Genomic DNA, 17733 nt, shown 5'->3' on the forward strand with positions numbered 1-17733 from the left:
GACAGGAGATCCACTCATGACCGACGTGACGATCAGCCCCGACGAGATCAGGGCCGCGCTCGACACCTACGTGAAGTCGTACGAGCCCAAGGGCGCCGTTCGCGACGAGGTTGGCCGCGTGACCCTCACGGCCGACGGCATCGCGCAGGTCGAGGGCCTTCCCGGCTGCATGGCCAACGAGCTGCTGCGCTTCGAGGACGGCACGCTGGGCCTCGCGCTCAACCTCGACGTCCGTGAGGTGGGCGTCGTTGTGCTCGGCGAGTTCACCGGAATCGAGGAGGGCCAGGAGGTCCGCCGCACCGGCGAGGTGCTCTCCGTCGCCGTCGGCGACGGCTACCTCGGCCGCGTCGTGGACCCGCTCGGCACCCCCATCGACGGGCTCGGCGAGCTGGAGACCACCGGTCGCCGCGCCCTCGAGCTGCAGGCTCCCGGCGTCATGCACCGCAAGTCCGTGCACGAGCCGCTCCAGACGGGACTCAAGGCGATCGACGCGATGATCCCGATCGGCCGCGGCCAGCGCCAGTTGATCATCGGCGACCGTCAGACAGGCAAGACCGCCATCGCGATCGACACGATCATCAACCAGAAGGCCAACTGGGAGACGGGCGACCCCACCAAGCAGGTCCGCTGCATCTACGTCGCCATCGGCCAGAAGGGCTCCACGATCGCCTCGGTGCGCGGCGCCCTCGAGGAGGCCGGCGCGCTCGAGTACACGACGATCGTCGCCGCCCCCGCGTCGGACCCCGCGGGCTTCAAGTACCTCGCGCCCTACACCGGCTCGGCCATCGGGCAGCACTGGATGTACGACGGCAAGCACGTGCTGATCATCTTCGACGACCTGTCGAAGCAGGCAGAGGCCTACCGCGCCGTGTCCCTGCTGCTGCGCCGCCCGCCGGGCCGCGAGGCATACCCGGGCGACGTCTTCTACTTGCACAGCCGTCTGCTCGAGCGCTGCGCCAAGCTGTCCGACGACATGGGCGCCGGCTCCATGACGGGCCTTCCCGTCATCGAGACCAAGGCGAACGACGTGTCGGCGTACATCCCCACCAACGTCATCTCCATCACGGACGGGCAGATCTTCCTCCAGTCCGACCTCTTCAACGCCAACCAGCGTCCCGCGATCGACGTGGGCATCTCGGTGTCCCGCGTCGGTGGCTCCGCGCAGGTCAAGGCCATGAAGCAGGTCTCCGGAACGCTCAAGATCGACCTCGCCCAGTACCGCTCGCTCGAGGCCTTCGCGATGTTCGCATCCGACCTCGACGCGGCCTCGCGCCAACAGCTGACCCGCGGCGCGCGCCTCATGGAGCTGCTCAAGCAGCCCCAGTACTCGCCGTACCCCGTGGAGGAGCAGGTCGTCTCCATCTGGGCGGGCACCAAGGGCAAGCTCGACAAGATCGCGGTGGCCGACGTGCTCCGCTTCGAGCGCGAGCTGCTTGACCACCTGCGACGCAACACCTCGATCCTCACCGACATCGCGTCCTCCGGCGTGCTGTCGAAGGAGGCCGAGGCGGAGCTCGAGGCCAACGTCGACGACTACGTCTCCACGTTCCTCGCCGGAACGGGTACGGAACTCAGCACGGCGTCGGCCATCGAGGGCGGCGGCGACGCCGAGGTGGAGCAGGAGCAGATCGTCACGGGCAAGAAGAAGTAGCCAATGGGTGGACAGCAGCGCGTCTACCGGCAGCGGATCCGGTCGACACAGTCGCTGAAGAAGATCTTCCGTGCGATGGAGCTCATTGCGGCTTCGCGCATCGGGAAGGCGCGAGCGCACGTCGCGGCGGCCGCGCCGTACTCTCGCGCGCTCACGCGTGCCATCAGCGCCGTCGCCACGCACTCCTCTGTGGACCACCCGCTCACCACGAAGCGCACGGACACCAACCGCGTAGCGGTGCTCACCGTCGCCGCCGACCGCGGCATGGCGGGCGCGTACACGGCCAACGTCCTGCGCGAGGCCGAGAGGCTTCGCGAGCGGCTCGAGCGTGACGGTCACGAGGTGGTGCAGTTCGCAGCGGGCCGACGCGCGGTGGGCTATTACGGCTTCCGTCGCCGCGCGCTTGCTGGCCAGTGGGTTGGCGGCTCTGACGCGCCATCGCACGCCACGGCCAAGGACATTGCGCGAGTGCTCTTCGCCGCCTTCACGGCGGCGCCGGAGGACGGCGGCGTGGCCGAGCTGCACGTGGTCTACACGCACTTCACCTCGATGGTGTCGCAAGAGACCCGCGTTGTCCGGATGCTGCCGCTCGAGATCGTCGAGGGGGTGCCCGAGCCCGGCGAGGGCGTGGCGCCGCTGTACGACTTCGAGCCCAGCGCGGAGGACGTGCTGGACGCGCTCCTCCCGCGCTATATCGAGGCGCGACTGTACTCGGTGCTGCTGCAGGCGGCGGCATCCGAGCTCGCGAACCGGCAGCGCGCCATGAACACCGCGGTGTCCAACGCCGAAGAGATCATTCGTAACTACACCAGGCTCGCCAACTCGGCGCGCCAGGCCGAGATCACCCAGGAAATCAGCGAGATTGTCTCGGGCGCCGACGCGCTCGCGGCCGCCTCGTGATCGGAGAGACCATGACCCCCACCAAGACCGCAAAGGCCCCCGCGAAGGAAGCCACGCCCGACGTCGTAGTCGGTCGCGTTGCGCGCGTCATCGGCCCCGTTGTGGACATCGAGTTCCCTGCGGACGCTCTGCCGGACATGTACAACGCGCTCACCACGGAGATCGACCTGTCGAGCCAGGGCGAGGACGAGGGCGTGCTGCGCATGACGCTCGAGGTCGCTCAGCACCTGGGCGACAACATGATCCGCGCCATCGCGCTCAAGCCCACCGACGGTCTCGTCCGCGGCGCTGTCGTCACGGACACGGGCGCCCCCATCTCGGTGCCCGTCGGCGACGTCACCAAGGGTCACGTGTTCAACGTGACGGGCGAGGTGCTCAACCTCGAGGAGGGCGAGAAGCTCGAGATCACCGAGCGCTGGCCCATCCACCGCAAGCCCCCGGCCTTCGACCAGCTCGAGTCCAAGACCACCATGTTCGAGACGGGCATCAAGGTCATCGACCTGCTCACCCCGTACGTGCAGGGTGGAAAGATCGGCCTCTTCGGTGGTGCCGGCGTCGGCAAGACCGTCCTCATCCAGGAGATGATCTACCGCGTCGCCAACAACCACAACGGCGTCTCGGTGTTCGCCGGCGTTGGTGAGCGCACCCGCGAGGGCAACGACCTCATCGCCGAGATGACCGAATCCGGCGTCATCAAGCAGACCGCACTCGTGTTCGGCCAGATGGACGAGCCGCCGGGCACGCGTCTTCGCGTCGCGCTCTCCGCGCTCACGATGGCGGAGTACTTCCGCGACGTGCAGTCGCAGGACGTGCTGCTCTTCATCGACAACATCTTCCGCTTCACTCAGGCGGGCTCCGAGGTGTCGACCCTGCTGGGCCGCATGCCTTCTGCCGTGGGCTACCAGCCCAACCTCGCGGATGAGATGGGTCAGCTCCAGGAGCGCATCACCTCCACGCGTGGCCACTCGATCACGTCGCTCCAGGCGATCTACGTGCCCGCGGACGACTACACCGACCCCGCGCCGGCCACCACGTTCGCGCACCTCGACGCGACCACGGAGCTCTCCCGCGAGATCGCCTCGCGCGGCCTCTACCCGGCCGTGGACCCGCTGTCGTCGACGTCCCGCATCCTCGACCCGCGCTACGTTGGCCAGGACCACTACACCACCGCGAACGACGTCAAGTCGATCCTGCAGCGCAACAAGGAGCTCCAGGACATCATCGCGATCCTCGGTGTTGACGAGCTCTCCGAAGAGGACAAGATCATCGTGGCCCGCGCCCGCAAGATCCAGCAGTTCCTCTCGCAGAACACCTACATGGCCACGCAGTTCACCAACGTGCCCGGCTCCACCGTCCCGCTCTCCGAGACGATCGAGGCCTTCGCCGGCATCGTGAACGGCAAGTACGACCACGTGTCCGAGCAGGCCTTCTTCAACATCGGTGGTATCGAGGACCTCGAGAAGAACTGGGATCGCATCCAGAAGGAGATCGGCTAAGCCATGGCCGACGCCCTCACCGTCGACATCGTCGGCCCGGACCGCGTGCTGTGGTCCGGGACGGCGGACCGCGTCATCGCACCCTCGGTCGAGGGAGACCTCGGCTTCCTCGCCAACCACGAGCCCGTGCTGTCAGTGCTGCGGCCGGGGGTTGTGCGCGTGCACGGCGCTGCGGGGGACACGAGCGTGGAGATCCAGGGCGGCTTCGTGTCCTTCGACCACAACGTCATCACGATCGTCGCGGAGCCCGTGGAGCTCGACACGCCTTCGGCGGAGTAACGCGTGAGAGTGGTCATCGCCCAGTGCGAGGCCCGCTACACCGGCAGGCTCAACGCGCACCTGCCCCTCGCCACGCGCGCCATCATGGTCAAGGCGGACGGCTCGGTGCTGCTTCACTCCGACGGCGGCTCCTACAAGCCCCTCAATTGGATGAGCCCGCCGTGCACCTTCCGCACCGCAGTGCCCGACGCTGAGGCGGGTTCTCGCGGCGTCACGGCCGTGTGGGTGGTTCAGCACGACAAGACAGACGATCGCCTCGAAATCGAGCTCTACCAGGTGCTTTCCGATACCGAGCACGAGCTCGGCGTGGACCCGGGCCTCATCAAGGACGGCGTGGAGGCGCACCTGCAGGTGCTGCTCGCGGAGCAGATCACGCTGCTCGGCGCTGGGCACACCCTTGTCCGCCGCGAGTTCCCCACCGCCATCGGGCCGGTGGACATCATGGCGCGCGACTCTGGGGGAGCCTCCGTGGCCGTCGAGATCAAGCGCCGTGGGGACATCGACGGCGTGGAGCAGCTGACCCGGTATCTGGAGCTGCTCAACCGCGATCCGCTCTTGGCGCCGGTCGCCGGCGTGTTCGCGGCCCAGGAGATCAAGCCCCAGGCGCGGGTGCTCGCGGAGGACCGCGGCATCCGCTGCATCGTGCTGGACTACGAGGCGATGAAGGGCGAGGACGACGCGGACAAGCGGCTGTTCTGAGGCGCGCCGCGGCACCCAGGCCCGACGCGCAGGCAGGGATAGAATTGCGCGGGGCCAGTGGCCGCCGGGGCACCAAGACTTCAGGAGAATTCCAGGGTGAATAAGCAGATTCGTCTGAACTTGATCTTCCACACCTCCGGCAGGCACGACGCTGGCTGGAAGACCTTCGAGGACCCCACCAAGCTCGTCGACGACATCGACCACCAGATCGAGTACGCGAAACTCGCGGAGTCGGCCCTGTTCGACGCGATCTTCCTTCCCGACACCCCGGGTTCGCTCGGCAACATCTTCCTGCGCAAGCCGCGCCGCGGGCTCGACCCCGCCGTGCTGCTCGCGGCGATCGCCATGGAAACCAAGCATCTGGGACTGATCTCAACAGCGTCGTCCATCCACGGCGACCCCTATCTCGTTGCGCGCTCCATTGCGAGCCTGCACCAGGTCAGCAAGGGGCGCGCGGGCTGGAACATCGTCACCAGCCAGGACGACGAGACGCTCTACGCGCTCGGCAAGCCCTTGGACTCGAAGCTGGACCGCGAGACGCGCTACGAGAAGGCCACGGAGTTCGTCGAGATCGTGACCGGGCTGTGGGACTCGCTGCCCGACGAGGCGATCACCGCGAACAAAGAGCACGACATTTACATCGACCCCGCGCTCACCCACCCCATCGACGCCCACGGCAAGTACTACAGCTCCACCGGCGTGCTGCAGATGCGCGGCCGCTACGAGGGCGAGCGCCCCGTGCTGTTCCAGGCGGGAATCTCGCCGCGCAGCCGCGAGTTCGGCGCCAAGTACGCCGACGCCCTCTTCACCTCCCAGCCGCACCTCGAGGCCGACCGCAAGTTCTACGCCGAGGTCAAGGACCACGCGGCGAGGTTCGGGCGCAATCCCGACCACCTGCTGGTGCTCCCCGGCCTCTATGCGGTGGTGGGCGACACCGAGGAGGAGGCGCGCCAGCACAAGGCCGAGGTGGACGAGCTCATGGACCTCGATTACCTCGTCAACCACCTCGCAAACCAGGTGGGACTGCCGGCCGAGGAGCTGGACCCCCACCAGCCGCTGCCGGTTGAGCTGTTCGAGACCATCCCTTCCGACGACGACGTCATCAACTACCGACGCAACGACATCGGCGGCGTGGCGCAGGCGAACAATTTCACCGTCAAGCAGCTGGTGCACCACAACCTCACGCGCGGGCAACGCACGATCTTCGGCACGCCGGAGCAGATCGCGGACACGATCATCGAGTGGCACGACACCGGCGTTGGCGACGGCTTCAACGTCAACGCGCACGTGCAGCCGTTCGGCGTGGAGCGCTTCAAGGACGTGATCGCGGAGCTCCAGAACCGCGGCCGGTTCCGCACCGAGTACGAATCGACGAGCTTCCGCCAGAACTACGGGCTGCCCGCTTAGGGGCGCCCCAGACGGCGTACCCTTGAGGCGTGGCCAACAACCTCAAGCCTTTGCGCAGGTCGGTACCTCAGTTTGAAGAGGGAGCCTTCCTCTACGCGCAGTTCGGCGTGCACTGGCGCGCTGGGGCCGCGAGCCTCATCCCGTTCGGGATCATCTACTTCACCACCCAGCCGTTCGGCGCCGCGATGCAGACGCTGACGATGGGCGGCTACGTCGTCGGGCCCGCGATTCTGGGCATCTTCGCGACCCTCTGGGCGCTCATGAGCTTTGGCCTGCTGCACTTGCTGCGCCACGACACTCGCACCTGGGTCCACTACACGGTGTACGCGGTAGCAGGGGCGATAGGGCTGTGGCTGCTCGCGATGCTCTCGCTCGTCGCCGTCCAGGCATACAACACCAGCGGGCAGCTCGACTTCTGGAACCACGCGTCCTTCACCGGCTTCGCGTGGGCCACGCCGCTGCTGGGAGCGATCAGCTCCATCGTGGGCCGGCGGGTGCTCGCGAGCGGCATTCGGTGGACCATCCTGATCGAGCGCGGCCCGCTGCCGAACGTCTTCGACTACGTCGAGGGCAAGCACGACCGCGACGAGTTCCAGCGGATGTAGAAACGTTTCGCACGCACGCCTACCGGGCGGTAGGCTACCCCGCATGACCTTCCCCACAGACTTCCTCTTTGGCGCCTCAACGGCGTCCTACCAGATCGAGGGCGCCGTCCACGAGGGCGGCCGCGGACCGTCCATCTGGGACACCTTCAGCCACACGCCCGGCCGCACGCTCGACGGCGACACCGGCGACGTCGCGTGCGATCACTTCCACCGCTACGCGGACGACATCGCGGCGATGGCTGAGATCGGCCTCACCGCCTATCGCTTCTCGCTCGCCTGGCCGCGCATTCAGCCCGACGCTGCCGGCGGCTTCAACGCTGCAGTTCAGTTCAACACCGAGGGCTTCGCCTTCTACCACCGCATCCTCGACGAGCTCGAGAAGCACAGCATCGAGCCCATCGTCACCCTCTACCACTGGGATCTGCCCCAGTGGCAGGAGGACAACGGCGGCTGGCCGGATCGCAGCACGGTGGACGCGTTCGTGGCGTACGCGCGCGCGTGCGCGGCCGAGTTCGGTGACCGCATCCGCCACTGGACCACGTTCAACGAGCCGTGGTGCACGGCGTTCCTCGGCTACGGCTCCGGGGCCCACGCTCCCGGCCGCAGCGACCACGCGGACTCGCTCGCGGCCGCGCACCACCTCAACCTCGCCCACGGCCTCGCCTACCGGGCCATCAAGGAGGTCGCGCCCAACGCCAAGGTCAGCATCGTGCTGAACTCGCACCTGCCGCGCCCGTGGAACGTGGCCGACCCCAAGGATCTTGAGGCCGCCCAGCTCATCGACTCGCTCGCGAATCGCGTCTTCCTTGAGCCGCTCGCCAAGGGGACGTACCCGGAGAACCTGCTGGCAGCGTCGGGCAGCATCACCGACTGGTCCTTTGTGCACGAGGGCGACCTCGACGCCATCAAGGGCACCGTCGACGAGATCGGCGTGAACTACTACTCGAGCCACTCGGTGCGGCACAACGACGGCCCGCGCCACGACACGGGCCAGGACGGGCACAAGACCACGCGCTTCAGCTGCTGGCCCGGCGCGGACCACGTGGAGTTCATGCCGCTCATCGGCAAGCGCACCACGATGGGCTGGAACGTGGACCCGAGCGGCTTCCACGCGCACCTGCTGCGCGTGTGGCGCGAGCTTGGGGTGCCGATGATCGTCACCGAGAACGGCGCCTCCTGGCCCGACGAGGTGAGCGAGGATGGGCGCATCCGCGACGTCGACCGCTACACCTACCTCCACGATCACCTGGCGGCGCTGCAGCTCGCGCGCGCCGAGGGCGCAGACATCCGCGGCTACATGGCGTGGAGCCTCATGGACAACTTCGAGTGGGGCTGGGGCTACTCCAAGCGCTTCGGCATGCTGCGCGTGGACTACGACACGCAGGCGCGCACGTGGAAGGACTCCGCGTACTGGTACCGCGAGACCATAGCGCGGCGCGCTCTCACGCCGGTGGACGCGATCGAGTCGCTCGTGGAGACGCCGCCGCGCAGCTTCTAGGCGCACTCGCCGGCCACGTGTCCGCACCCCTCGCGGGCTCCGCACGGAACGTGTGACTGTAGTGACGGTTGGGACTCAGATCAGGCTGGATCCGTGGTTTTGAGTCACACGAGTCACACCATCCGTGCGGAGCTGACGGGGTGGGGCGCGCCTAAAATGGTCACCATGCCCTCCGGTCGCCGATCCAACAAGCGCCCCTACGGCAAGCCGCACGAGGAGTTCGACGCCGACCGTGCCCTGGGCGGCGCCGCACGCGTCGAGACGGGGCCGCGGGGCGAGCAGTACTACGTGGCCACGCCAAGGCCCACGGACAAGACCTATATCTGCCCAGGGTGCAACCGCGAAATAACAGGGGAGACGCAGCACATCGTGGCGTGGCCGGTGGAGCACATCCTGGGTGAGGACGCAGCGGCGCAGGCCCGACGCCATTGGCACTCCGGCTGCTGGCGCGCCTTTGGCAGGGGTTGAGTGTGGCAGGGGTTGAGTTGGGCGACGCAGAGCTCCGCTCCATGACCGTGCTCCCCGCACACCGCGACGAGATCGAGCTGCGCACCGAGGACGGCCTCACGCTCGTCGGCGAGCTGGCGACGCCGGTCAGCGGCCCCATCGAGGCGACGCTCATCACGCTTCACCCGCTGCCCACGCACGGCGGATTCATGGACTCTCACGTCTACCGCAAGGCCTCCTGGCGGCTCCCGTACCTCGCGAACATCGCGGTGCTGCGGTTCAACACGCGCGGCACGCACTCGCCGCGCGGAACCAGTGCAGGGGAGTTTGGGGGAGGGCTGCCGGAGGCGGCGGACGTCCGCGCGGCCGTTGACTACGCGGTCACGCATGACCTTCCGAACCGGTGGCTCGTCGGCTGGAGCTTCGGCACCGAGCTCGCGCTCATGCACGGAGCGAGCCTCGATGTAGAGGGCGCCATTCTGCTCTCGCCGCCCCTGCACCGCGCGGGCGAGGAGGACCTCAAGGCGTGGGCGGCGTCGGGCAAGCCCGTGACCGTGCTGGTGCCCGAGTTTGACGACTACCTGCGGCCCGAGGCCGCCCGGGAGGCCTTCGCGCCCCTCACCCAGGCCACCGTGATCGGGGTCGATGGCGCTAAGCACCTGTGGGTGGGCGAGCCCTACGTGCGCCGCGTGCTGGACGAGATCGTGGCCGTGGTCGCGCCCCAGAAGGCGCCGCTGCCCACCCACGTGGACGCGTCCGTGGTCGAATAGAGCCGTGACCACTCCTCCAAACGGCACGCCCCTCGTCCTCCTGAATGCCTTCCCCGTGGACCGTAGCCAGTGGGAGGGGCTCATCGGTGTCTTCACGGGCGATGCCGCGGACTTCGACATCATCGCCTTCGACATTCCCGGCATCGGCGAGATGCCGATGACCCACGAGGAACCCTCGCTCGAGCTCATCGCCGACGCCGCCGTCGTCGCGATGCGCGAGGCCACGGGTCACGAGGCGGCGATCTGGGTCGGCTCGTCGATGGGCGGCTACGTAGCCATGGCGGTCGCCGAGCGAGAGCCGACAGCCGTGGCCGGCTTGGGGCTCATCGGCACCAAGTCTGTGGCGGACACCCCTGAGGCCGCGGCGAAGCGGCTCGAGATCGCGAAGACCGTCGAGGAGGCCGGGCGGCATCCCAACCCCCGGCTGGTCGCCGAGGACCTGATCGGCACCCAGGGGGACGAGCGCGAAACCCTAGTGAGTGCGATTACTGAGAACGTTGCGGCGCACTCCGGGGCCGGCATCGCGTGGGGTCAGCGCGCGATGGCGGCGCGCCCGGATCGCACCGAGGTACTGCGTTCCGTCGATGCGCCCGCGGTGGTGATCATCGGCGAGAACGACGCCCTGGTGCCACGCTCGGACGCCGAGGCGATGGCCGCCGCTCTCGGGGTAGAACTCATTGTCCTTCCTGGTATCGGCCACCTTGCGGCCTTCGAGGACCCTCACGCGGTGGCGCGGGCCCTCGCGCCGCTGTTCGCTTAAGGACCCGTCATGACTCGCCGCCGCCTCGTCGCCCGCGTGCCGCTCGAGCCCCTCGAGCCCACCTTCCGCGCGATCCGCGCGCGCCACGGCGTGAACGAGAACTACCCTGACGACGCGGTGAGCGAGGCGCGAGAGGCGGGCGCAGCGTCGGGCGAACTGGCGCACGTGCGAGGGGAGCGCGCGGACCGAACGGACCTGGAGCTCGTCACGATCGATCCACCTGGCTCGCGCGACCTCGACCAGGCGCTCGCCGTGGAGGCGGACGGGACCGGGTGGCTCGTGCACTACGCGATAGCCGACGTCGGCGCTCACGTCTCCCCGGGCGGCGCCCTCGATCGCGACACGTGGTCGCGCGGGGAGACCATCTACTGCCCAGACATGCGTGTTGGCCTCCACCCGCCCGGGATGTCCGAGGGCTTCGCCTCGCTGCTGCCGGGGCAACGCACCAAGGCCGCGCTGTGGACCATCTCCGTGCGCGCCGACGGGGCGCTCGGCGATGCCCGGGTCGAGCGCGCTTGGGTGTCCTCGCGGAGGCAGTACTCGTACGACGAGTTGCGCGGCGCGCCGCCGGAGGACGCGAAGCCGCTCGTGGCCGCGATGCGGGCACTTGGCGACGCGCGCCGAGAGCACGTGCGGCTCGCAGGCGGCGTGACGCTCCCGAAGCCCAGCCAAGAGGTGGATTCGGAGGGAGGGGAGCTGCGCCTGGTGTTCCGCGCCGCGACCGGCATCGAGGACGACAACGCGCAGGTCTCACTGCTGACAGGAGAGGCAGCGGCCCGGATCATGCTCGAGGCGGGCGTTGGCGTGCTGCGCACCATGCCGCCCGCGGCTGCGCAGGACGAGGAGCGATTGCGCAGGCAGGCGCTCGCTATCGGCGTGGCATGGCCGGCGGGCATGACCTATGGAGAGGTGCTCAAGACCCTCGACCCCGAATCGCCGAGGGCCGCGGCGTTCCTCACGCAGGCCACGCGACTGTTCCGCGGCGCGGCGTGGGAGCCGTTCGACGTACCGGGGCTCCCTGTTCCCGAACACACCACTCACGGCGCGCTCGCGCGCCCGTACGCCCACGTCACCGCCCCGCTGCGGCGACTCGTCGATCGCTACGGCACCGAGGTGTGTCTCGCACACTGCGCCCGGCAGCCCGTTCCCGCATGGGTGCACGCGGCGTTGCCCACGTTGGCGTCCGCGCTGACCGCGGGGGCGCGCACAGCGTCGGCCGTCGATCGCGAGTGCATCGACGCGGTGGAGGCCGCGGTGCTCGCGCCGCACGTCGGCGAGACCTTCAACGCCGTGGGACTGGACGACAGGACCATCCAGCTTGAGGAGCCCGCGGTCGTCGCCGCGTGCGCCGGCGACATCAAGGTGGGGGAGCGCCAATCGGTGCGCCTCACGCGGGCCGACGCTGCCGGCGCCGAGGGAGCGAAGGTCGAGTTCGCTACGGTCGGCTAAGCGGCCCGCCAGTCGTTCCCGGCGGCGAGGCGGCCCGCGAGGGCGTCCGTGAGCGGCATTGACTCGCCGTCGCGCGCCCCGCGACCGAGCTCGAGCATGGGCTCTCCGGGCTCGACGGTGACGCCCTTGAGTCGCGCGCCGAATCCGCCGGCCGTGGACAGCACGTAGAACACGCCGTCCGTCGAGACGCCAAGCGAGCGATCGCGCTTGAGATACCAGCCGGTGATCTGGGTCTTATACCTGGTAGATCCGTTGTATGCCCGTGCGGTGAGGCGCTCGGGGCGCAGCCCGGCCGCGATCGCGTCGCGGGCGAACTGCTCCACGAGAACCCTGGCCTTCGCGACCTCCGCATCGCGGGCGCGGGCCATCGCCTGCGCCTTGCGGAGGTGCGGGTTGTCCGTCACTGCAGTTCAATCACTGCTGCTCGGCAGGCTCCTCGGCGATCTCCGGCGCCTTGAGCTTCGCCGCGGCCGCGAGGTTGCCGATGGGGTCGTTCGACAGGAGCGAGCGAAGGTCGTCGAGGTAGCCGGTGATGGACTCGCGCTGACGGTTGAGCTCCTCGACCTCCTTCTGCGCGTTCGTGCGCTCCCGCTCGGCGTCGGCGACGGCCTCGGAGATGATGCCCTCCGCGTGAACGCGGGACTCGGAGACGATCTCGTCCGCGTTGTTGCGCGCGTTCGACAGCAGCGTCTGCGAGTGGACCTCGGACTCGCGGCGCACCACCTCGGCCCGCTCGAGCGTCGCGGCGAGCCGCTCCTCCGCCTCCTCTGCGCGCGCCTGGGCGTCGGCGACGAGAGCCTGCATCTCCGCCTGCACCTCTTGGTTGCGGCGGGTGAGCTCGCGCTCCGCGTCCTCGCGCTTCTTGGCAATCTCCATCTGGAGGTCCTCGCGGGCGCGACGCGCCTCCTCCTTGACGGCCTCCGCCTCCGCGGCGGCGGCGGAGCGCTCGCTAGCGGCGGCCTCTCGCGCCTCCACGAGGTGCGCGGTGGCCTCCTCGCGAGCGGCCTCGAGTGCCGCAGCCCCGTCGCGCTCGGCGTCCGAGCGAACGCGAGCCGCCGTGGCCGTGGCGGCCTCGAACGCGGCGGTCGCCTTGGCCTTGAGGCCGGCGACCGTCTCGTCCGTCTCCGCACGCAGGGCGGCGGTGTCGGCCTCCGCGCTCGCGCGCAGTTCGCCGGTCTCGCGCGCCGCCGCGTCGCGGAGCTCCGCAACCTCGGCGTCGACCTGCGCGCGCAGCTCTTGCGCATCCCGCTTGGCCTGCTTGAGCGCCGCGGACGCGTCGGAACGCTGAGAGGCGACGAGAGCGTCGTGCTCCCTGCGCTCGTTCGCGATCTGGGCCTCATGCGCCTCGCGGGCCGACGCGATGGTCGCCTCGTGCTCCGCCTTGGCCTTGGCGATGTCCGTGTTCGCTTGCGCGAGCGCGGCGGCCGTGGCCGCGCGCTGACCCGCAATGAGCTCGTCGTGCTCCTGGCGCTCCTGGGCGATCCGCGCCTCGTGAGCCGCGCGCTCGTCTGCGATAGCCGTCTCGTGCTCGCCGCGCTCCTGCGCGATGCGTGCGTCGTGCTCCTTGCGCTCCTGCGCGAGCTGTGACTCGTGGTCCTGACGGGATTCGGCGATCAGCGCGTCGTGCGCGGCGCGCGCCTTGGCGATCTCGCTCGCGCTGCGTTGGCGCTCCTGCTTGATCACGGCGTCGTGCGCGGCGCGCTCCTGGTCCACCTGGGCCGCGGCAGAGGCGCGCATCTCCGCGACCTCCTCCTCGGCGGCAGCGAAGGCCTCCGCGCTGTCGGCGCGCAGGCGGGTCGCCTCGGCGTCCGCGGTCGACCGCAGGTCCGCGGCCTCGGCCTCCGCCAGTGTGCGGATCTTCGCCGCGTCCGCCTCCGCGTTCTTGAGGAGCTCGTCCGCGTGGTCTCGCGCCTCCGAGAGCCGACGCTCCGCCTCGCTGGTGAGGCGCGTCGCCTCCGCCTGGGTCGACGCGGACAGCGTCTCCGCCTCGCTGTGGGCCGCGCCCAGAATCGCCTCGGCCTCGGACTGCAGCGCGTTCGCGTTCTCGGTGGCCTCGGCGACGAGGCGCTCCGCCTCCGCGCGCGCGGCCTCCACGCGCTCCTGAGCCTCTCGCTGGCTCGTCACGAGGGCCTCTGTCGTCTCGCGCTCTGTGCTCGCCCGTAGCGTGTGGAGCTCGCGCTCGGCCGTTGCCTTCTTGTCGGAGATCTCGGCGTCGGCGTTCTGGGCGTTCCGCTCGGCCTCGCGCTTGGCTCGCTCGAGGGTCTCTTGGGCCTGGCGCTCGCTCGCTTCCTTGAGGGCGGCGGCCGCGTTCTCGGCCTGGGTCTTGATCTCATCGGCCTCGCGACGGCTCTGCGCGAGGATCTCGGCGACCTCATTGTCGGCGCGGGCGCGCAGCTGCTGCGCCGCGACAGTCGCGCGCGCGACCGTGTCCTGCGCGTGCGTCGTGGCGCGGGCGAGAACGTCGGACGACTGCTCCTCGGCGGACCGCAGCAGGTTCTCGACGCGCGCGCCGAGGCCCTTGTACGTGGGCTTCTCCGCCTCGCCGAGCGCCTTGTTGGCGTCCTCGAGCGCCTTCGCTGCGCTCTGAGCCTTCTCGGCATTCTCCGCAGCCGCCTTCTTGGCGCTCGCCACGTCCGCCTCGAGTCGAGCGATGTGCGCTGCGACCGCATCACGGTCGTAGCCCCTCATCGTGACGGGGAAGGCAAGGTTCTCTTCGGACATGCGCGCTCCTTAAGTAACGCCGCGAAGGGCGCCGGTAACAGGGTAGTGCGCGCCAGGAGGAGGAACAAAGTGACGGTTGGCCCTGTTCGAGCGTTACTCCTAGAGTGTCTTGACGAATGTAAGGAGATCTACCTGTGACGTTGCGGACAGCCGGCCTCATTGCCGGCGTGCTCGGCGTGATCTTGCTGGTGGTGGGAGTCATCGCCAACCAGGTCAAGCCCGCCGCTATCGGCTCACCGAGTGCGAGCCTCGATACGACGGTCCTCGTGGTGCCCCCTGAGGTTCTCGCGATTTCCCCCGACGCTGTGCTCACCGTGGCGACGAGCGGCGCCTATGCGACGCACACGGCGCGCACGCAGGACGTCGATGCCTGGACCGAGGGCCGTGGCGCGATCACGCTGACGGGTATCTCCGACTGGGAGAGCCTCACGTACGACGATGCTCCCGCCGCGGTGGTGCCGTCGGTTTCGCCGATCCCGTCCGCAAGCGCCTCCGCAAGCAACTCGCCCAGCTCCTCGCCGAGCGCGTCGCCGTCGGCAAGCCCAACCGCCTCGGTAAGCCCGAGCGCTAGCCCCAGCCCCAGCGTCGGGCCTACGCCGCTTGGTTCCCAGGACATCTGGCGCGAGACGGCGCAAAGCGACGCGACGTACACGATCGAGACGGCGAAGGTCCCCGCGGGGCTAACGCTCGTGGTGGAGGCGCTCGGCGACACGAAGCTCACCAACGCATCGATCACGATTCCGCGCACGATCGACGACGACTGGATCACGCAGATCCTCTGGTGGGGAGCCGCGCTCGCGATTCTTGGCCTGATCGCGCTGATCGCGCTGTTCATCGACGTGCGGCCCGCGCAGACCAAGGGCGAGGAGTGGCTCGCGCACCGGTCCGGCATCGGCTCGGGCAAGGAGGAGCCAAGGCCGGGCAGTCGGCGCGCGCGTCGGCAGGCCGGCGCCGCCATCCCCGTGGTCGAGATCCCCGCGGAGCCCACGACCGGCCCGATTCCCGTGGTCGCCGAGCCGTCGGCACCGAGCGAACCGACGCCGATGATCGCGATCTCGCGTCCCGGCCAGTCATCGCCGCAGACGCCACCGGAGACCCCCGTGCCGCCGGCGTCGGCGTTCGAACCACCTGCCAAGGACGAGCGAGAGGAGGAGCAGTCATGAGACGAACCGTTGCCATAGCCGCTGCCCTCGCCGTCGCCCTGGGCGTCAGTGCCTGCACCCCTCCGGTGCCGGAGGTCTCGGCCGCGCCGTCGCCCTCGGAGGCGGCCGCCGTCGTCGACTCGCAGGCCGAGCGCATCCTTCCGGAGACGTTCGCCGAACTCGCTACGGCCGACGCCGCCAAGGACGCCTCCCTGCTCACCAACCGCGTTGGCGGAGATGCAAAGACGGTGCGCGCGGCAGAGTACAAGCAGGAGAAGGCCGACGCGAAGACCGTCCCCGACGTGCTTCCGGCCGACGCGCAGGCCGTGTACGTCTCCGCCGCCGACACGTGGCCGCGCGTGCTCGTCGCCGTGAGCGAGCAGCCGGCCGAGGACCTCACCCCCGTGGTGATGCTGTGGATTCAGGACTCGGTGGACGTCGACTACCAGCTGCGCGCCTGGGCGCACATGATCCCCGGGGCCACCCTGCCCGCGATGGCCGGTCCCGCGACGGGAGCCGCGCAGCTCGCGCTCGACGACCCCGACATGTCGCCCACACCCGGTGAGGCCCTTAAGAACTACGTGACGCTGCTGCAGCAGGGGACCGAGAGCGAGTTCAACGACGACTTCGCCCCTGACACGTATCGCGATCAGCTGTTCACCGCCCGCAAGGTGCTCACCGCGGCCGCGAAGAAGGCGAAGGGCTCCTACACGGACACGATCACCTACGACGAGAGCGGGGCGTACGTGCTCCAGACCGCCGACGGCGGCGCGCTCGTGTTCTCGCCGCTGACGATCCAGTCGACGTTCAAGGTGAAGGGAGCGAAGGTCTCCGTGCCCGCGGCGGACAAGGCGCTGCTCACCGGCGGCAAGCTGACGACGCAGGTGGTGCACACGTACCGCGACTTCATCGTGCTTTACCTCCCTGGACCCGCCGTCGGCTCCAACCCCGGCGTGGTCGCGGCAGACCACAACCTCGTGAAAGTGAGCCCTAAGTGAGCATTCCCCCTGTGCGAGGCGCCATAGACCTCGCCGCGCTCGCCGCGCAGGCCCGACGCTCGGAACGGGGGCCGCCTTCCGGCACCATCGAGATCACGGAGCAATCGCTCCAGGAGTTCGCGCAGCGGTCGCTTCAGGTTCCGGTGCTCATCGTGTTCGTGGCCGCGGCCTCGCCCGCGTCGAACGACCTTGCCGCCCGGCTCGCCAAGGTGAGCGCGGACGAGGGCGGCGACATCCCCGTTGGCGTGTGCGACGTGGACGCCCAGCCTGCGATCGCGCAGGCGCTGCAGGTCAACGCGGTGCCCACCGTCGTTGCGCTCCTCGGGGGCGTCCCGCGCCCATGTTCCAGGGCTCAGCCGACGACGAGCAGCTGCGTGGCGTCATCCAGCAGCTGCTGCAGGTGGCGCGCGAGGCGGGTCTCGCCGTGAGCGGTGCCCCTGCAGAGGCGGAGCCCGTTGAGCCGCCGCTCCCGCCGCTCCACCAGGAGGCGTACGACGCGATCGAGCGCGACGACCTTCCCGCCGCGATCTCGGCGTACGAGAAGGCGCTCAAGGAGAACCCGCGGGACGCGGAGGCGAAGGCCGGGCTCGCGCAGGTGCGCCTCATGTCGCGGACTCACGACGCGGATCCCCAGGTCGTGCGCTCGGCCGCCGCGGCGTCGGGCGGGAAGTCTGATGCCGACAGCGTGGCCGCGCAGCTCGCCGTTGCCGACCTCGACGTGCTCGGTGGGGCGGTGGAGGACGCGTTCGCGCGGCTCATCGACGTGGTCCGGGGCACGAGCGGTGACGAGCGGGACGCCGTCCGTGAGCGCCTCGTGGAGCTCTTCGACATCGTCGGCGCCGAGGACCCTCGAGTGGTCGCCGCCCGGCGCGCGCTGGCGGCGGCCCTGTACTAGGAGGGCCCGACGCTGT

18 protein-coding genes are annotated in these 17733 nt (G+C 69.5%); 16 read left to right on the forward strand and 2 right to left on the reverse strand.

Features of this window, described 5'->3' with window-relative positions:
• Positions 1-16: 16 nt before the first annotated feature.
• From atpA to NVV57_09025, 12 genes are all read left to right on the forward strand, one after another.
• Positions 17-1651, forward strand: coding sequence for a F0F1 ATP synthase subunit alpha (gene atpA, locus NVV57_08970; GenBank protein ID MCR6712807.1), 1635 nt, complete (start codon positions 17-19; stop codon positions 1649-1651).
• Positions 1652-1654: 3 nt separating this feature from the next.
• Positions 1655-2551, forward strand: a complete 897-nt coding sequence (locus NVV57_08975; GenBank protein MCR6712808.1) for a F0F1 ATP synthase subunit gamma — start codon at positions 1655-1657, stop codon at positions 2549-2551.
• 11 nt (positions 2552-2562) lie between these two features.
• Complete coding sequence (atpD, locus tag NVV57_08980) at positions 2563-4047, forward strand: F0F1 ATP synthase subunit beta (protein MCR6712809.1); 1485 nt, start codon at positions 2563-2565, stop codon at positions 4045-4047.
• Positions 4048-4050: 3 nt separating this feature from the next.
• Entirely contained in the window at positions 4051-4326 is a 276-nt protein-coding gene (locus NVV57_08985; protein MCR6712810.1) for a F0F1 ATP synthase subunit epsilon, read from the forward strand.
• A 3-nt stretch (positions 4327-4329) separates the two neighbouring features.
• Positions 4330-5025, forward strand: coding sequence for an endonuclease NucS (nucS, locus tag NVV57_08990; protein ID MCR6712811.1), 696 nt, complete (start codon positions 4330-4332; stop codon positions 5023-5025).
• 96 nt (positions 5026-5121) lie between these two features.
• Complete coding sequence (locus NVV57_08995; protein MCR6712812.1) at positions 5122-6432, forward strand: NtaA/DmoA family FMN-dependent monooxygenase; 1311 nt, start codon at positions 5122-5124, stop codon at positions 6430-6432.
• Positions 6433-6461: 29 nt separating this feature from the next.
• Entirely contained in the window at positions 6462-7037 is a 576-nt protein-coding gene (locus tag NVV57_09000; protein MCR6712813.1) for a hypothetical protein, read from the forward strand.
• A 43-nt stretch (positions 7038-7080) separates the two neighbouring features.
• A complete protein-coding gene (locus tag NVV57_09005; GenBank protein MCR6712814.1) occupies positions 7081-8535 on the forward strand; it encodes a GH1 family beta-glucosidase in 1455 nt (484 codons plus the stop codon).
• A 165-nt stretch (positions 8536-8700) separates the two neighbouring features.
• Positions 8701-9003, forward strand: coding sequence for a hypothetical protein (locus NVV57_09010; GenBank protein MCR6712815.1), 303 nt, complete (start codon positions 8701-8703; stop codon positions 9001-9003).
• Positions 9004-9044: 41 nt separating this feature from the next.
• Positions 9045-9752: an alpha/beta fold hydrolase gene (locus NVV57_09015; protein MCR6712816.1), complete on the forward strand. Its 708-nt coding sequence runs from the start codon at positions 9045-9047 to the stop codon at positions 9750-9752.
• Positions 9753-9756: 4 nt separating this feature from the next.
• On the forward strand, positions 9757-10512 hold the full coding sequence (locus NVV57_09020; GenBank protein MCR6712817.1) for an alpha/beta hydrolase: 756 nt from the start codon (positions 9757-9759) through the stop codon (positions 10510-10512).
• A gap of 9 nt (positions 10513-10521) precedes the next feature.
• Complete coding sequence (locus NVV57_09025) at positions 10522-11961, forward strand: RNB domain-containing ribonuclease (GenBank protein ID MCR6712818.1); 1440 nt, start codon at positions 10522-10524, stop codon at positions 11959-11961.
• Here NVV57_09025 and NVV57_09030 read toward each other — a convergent pair.
• Together NVV57_09030 and NVV57_09035 are read right to left on the reverse strand one after the other, a co-directional pair.
• On the reverse strand, positions 11958-12365 hold the full coding sequence (locus NVV57_09030) for a hypothetical protein (protein ID MCR6712819.1): 408 nt from the start codon (positions 12363-12365) through the stop codon (positions 11958-11960). The genes NVV57_09025 and NVV57_09030 overlap by 4 nt on opposite strands.
• 10 nt (positions 12366-12375) lie before the next feature.
• A complete protein-coding gene (locus NVV57_09035; GenBank protein MCR6712820.1) occupies positions 12376-14682 on the reverse strand; it encodes a hypothetical protein in 2307 nt (768 codons plus the stop codon).
• A gap of 134 nt (positions 14683-14816) precedes the next feature.
• Here NVV57_09035 and NVV57_09040 point away from each other — a divergent pair, with 134 nt between their 5' ends.
• From NVV57_09040 to NVV57_09055, 4 genes are all read left to right on the forward strand, one after another.
• Positions 14817-15845, forward strand: a complete 1029-nt coding sequence (locus NVV57_09040; protein ID MCR6712821.1) for a hypothetical protein — start codon at positions 14817-14819, stop codon at positions 15843-15845.
• Positions 15842-16822 (forward strand): hypothetical protein, encoded by a 981-nt coding sequence (locus tag NVV57_09045; GenBank protein MCR6712822.1) that lies wholly within the window; start codon positions 15842-15844, stop codon positions 16820-16822. The genes NVV57_09040 and NVV57_09045 overlap by 4 nt, the downstream gene beginning before the upstream one ends.
• A complete protein-coding gene (locus tag NVV57_09050) occupies positions 16819-17250 on the forward strand; it encodes a hypothetical protein (protein ID MCR6712823.1) in 432 nt (143 codons plus the stop codon). The genes NVV57_09045 and NVV57_09050 overlap by 4 nt, the downstream gene beginning before the upstream one ends.
• Positions 17251-17426: 176 nt before the next feature.
• Positions 17427-17717 (forward strand): tetratricopeptide repeat protein, encoded by a 291-nt coding sequence (locus NVV57_09055; GenBank protein ID MCR6712824.1) that lies wholly within the window; start codon positions 17427-17429, stop codon positions 17715-17717.
• Positions 17718-17733 lie beyond the last annotated feature (16 nt).

The sequence above is a fragment of the Demequina sp. genome (assembly GCA_024707205.1).
In the GTDB taxonomy this organism is placed as follows: domain Bacteria; phylum Actinomycetota; class Actinomycetes; order Actinomycetales; family Demequinaceae; genus Demequina.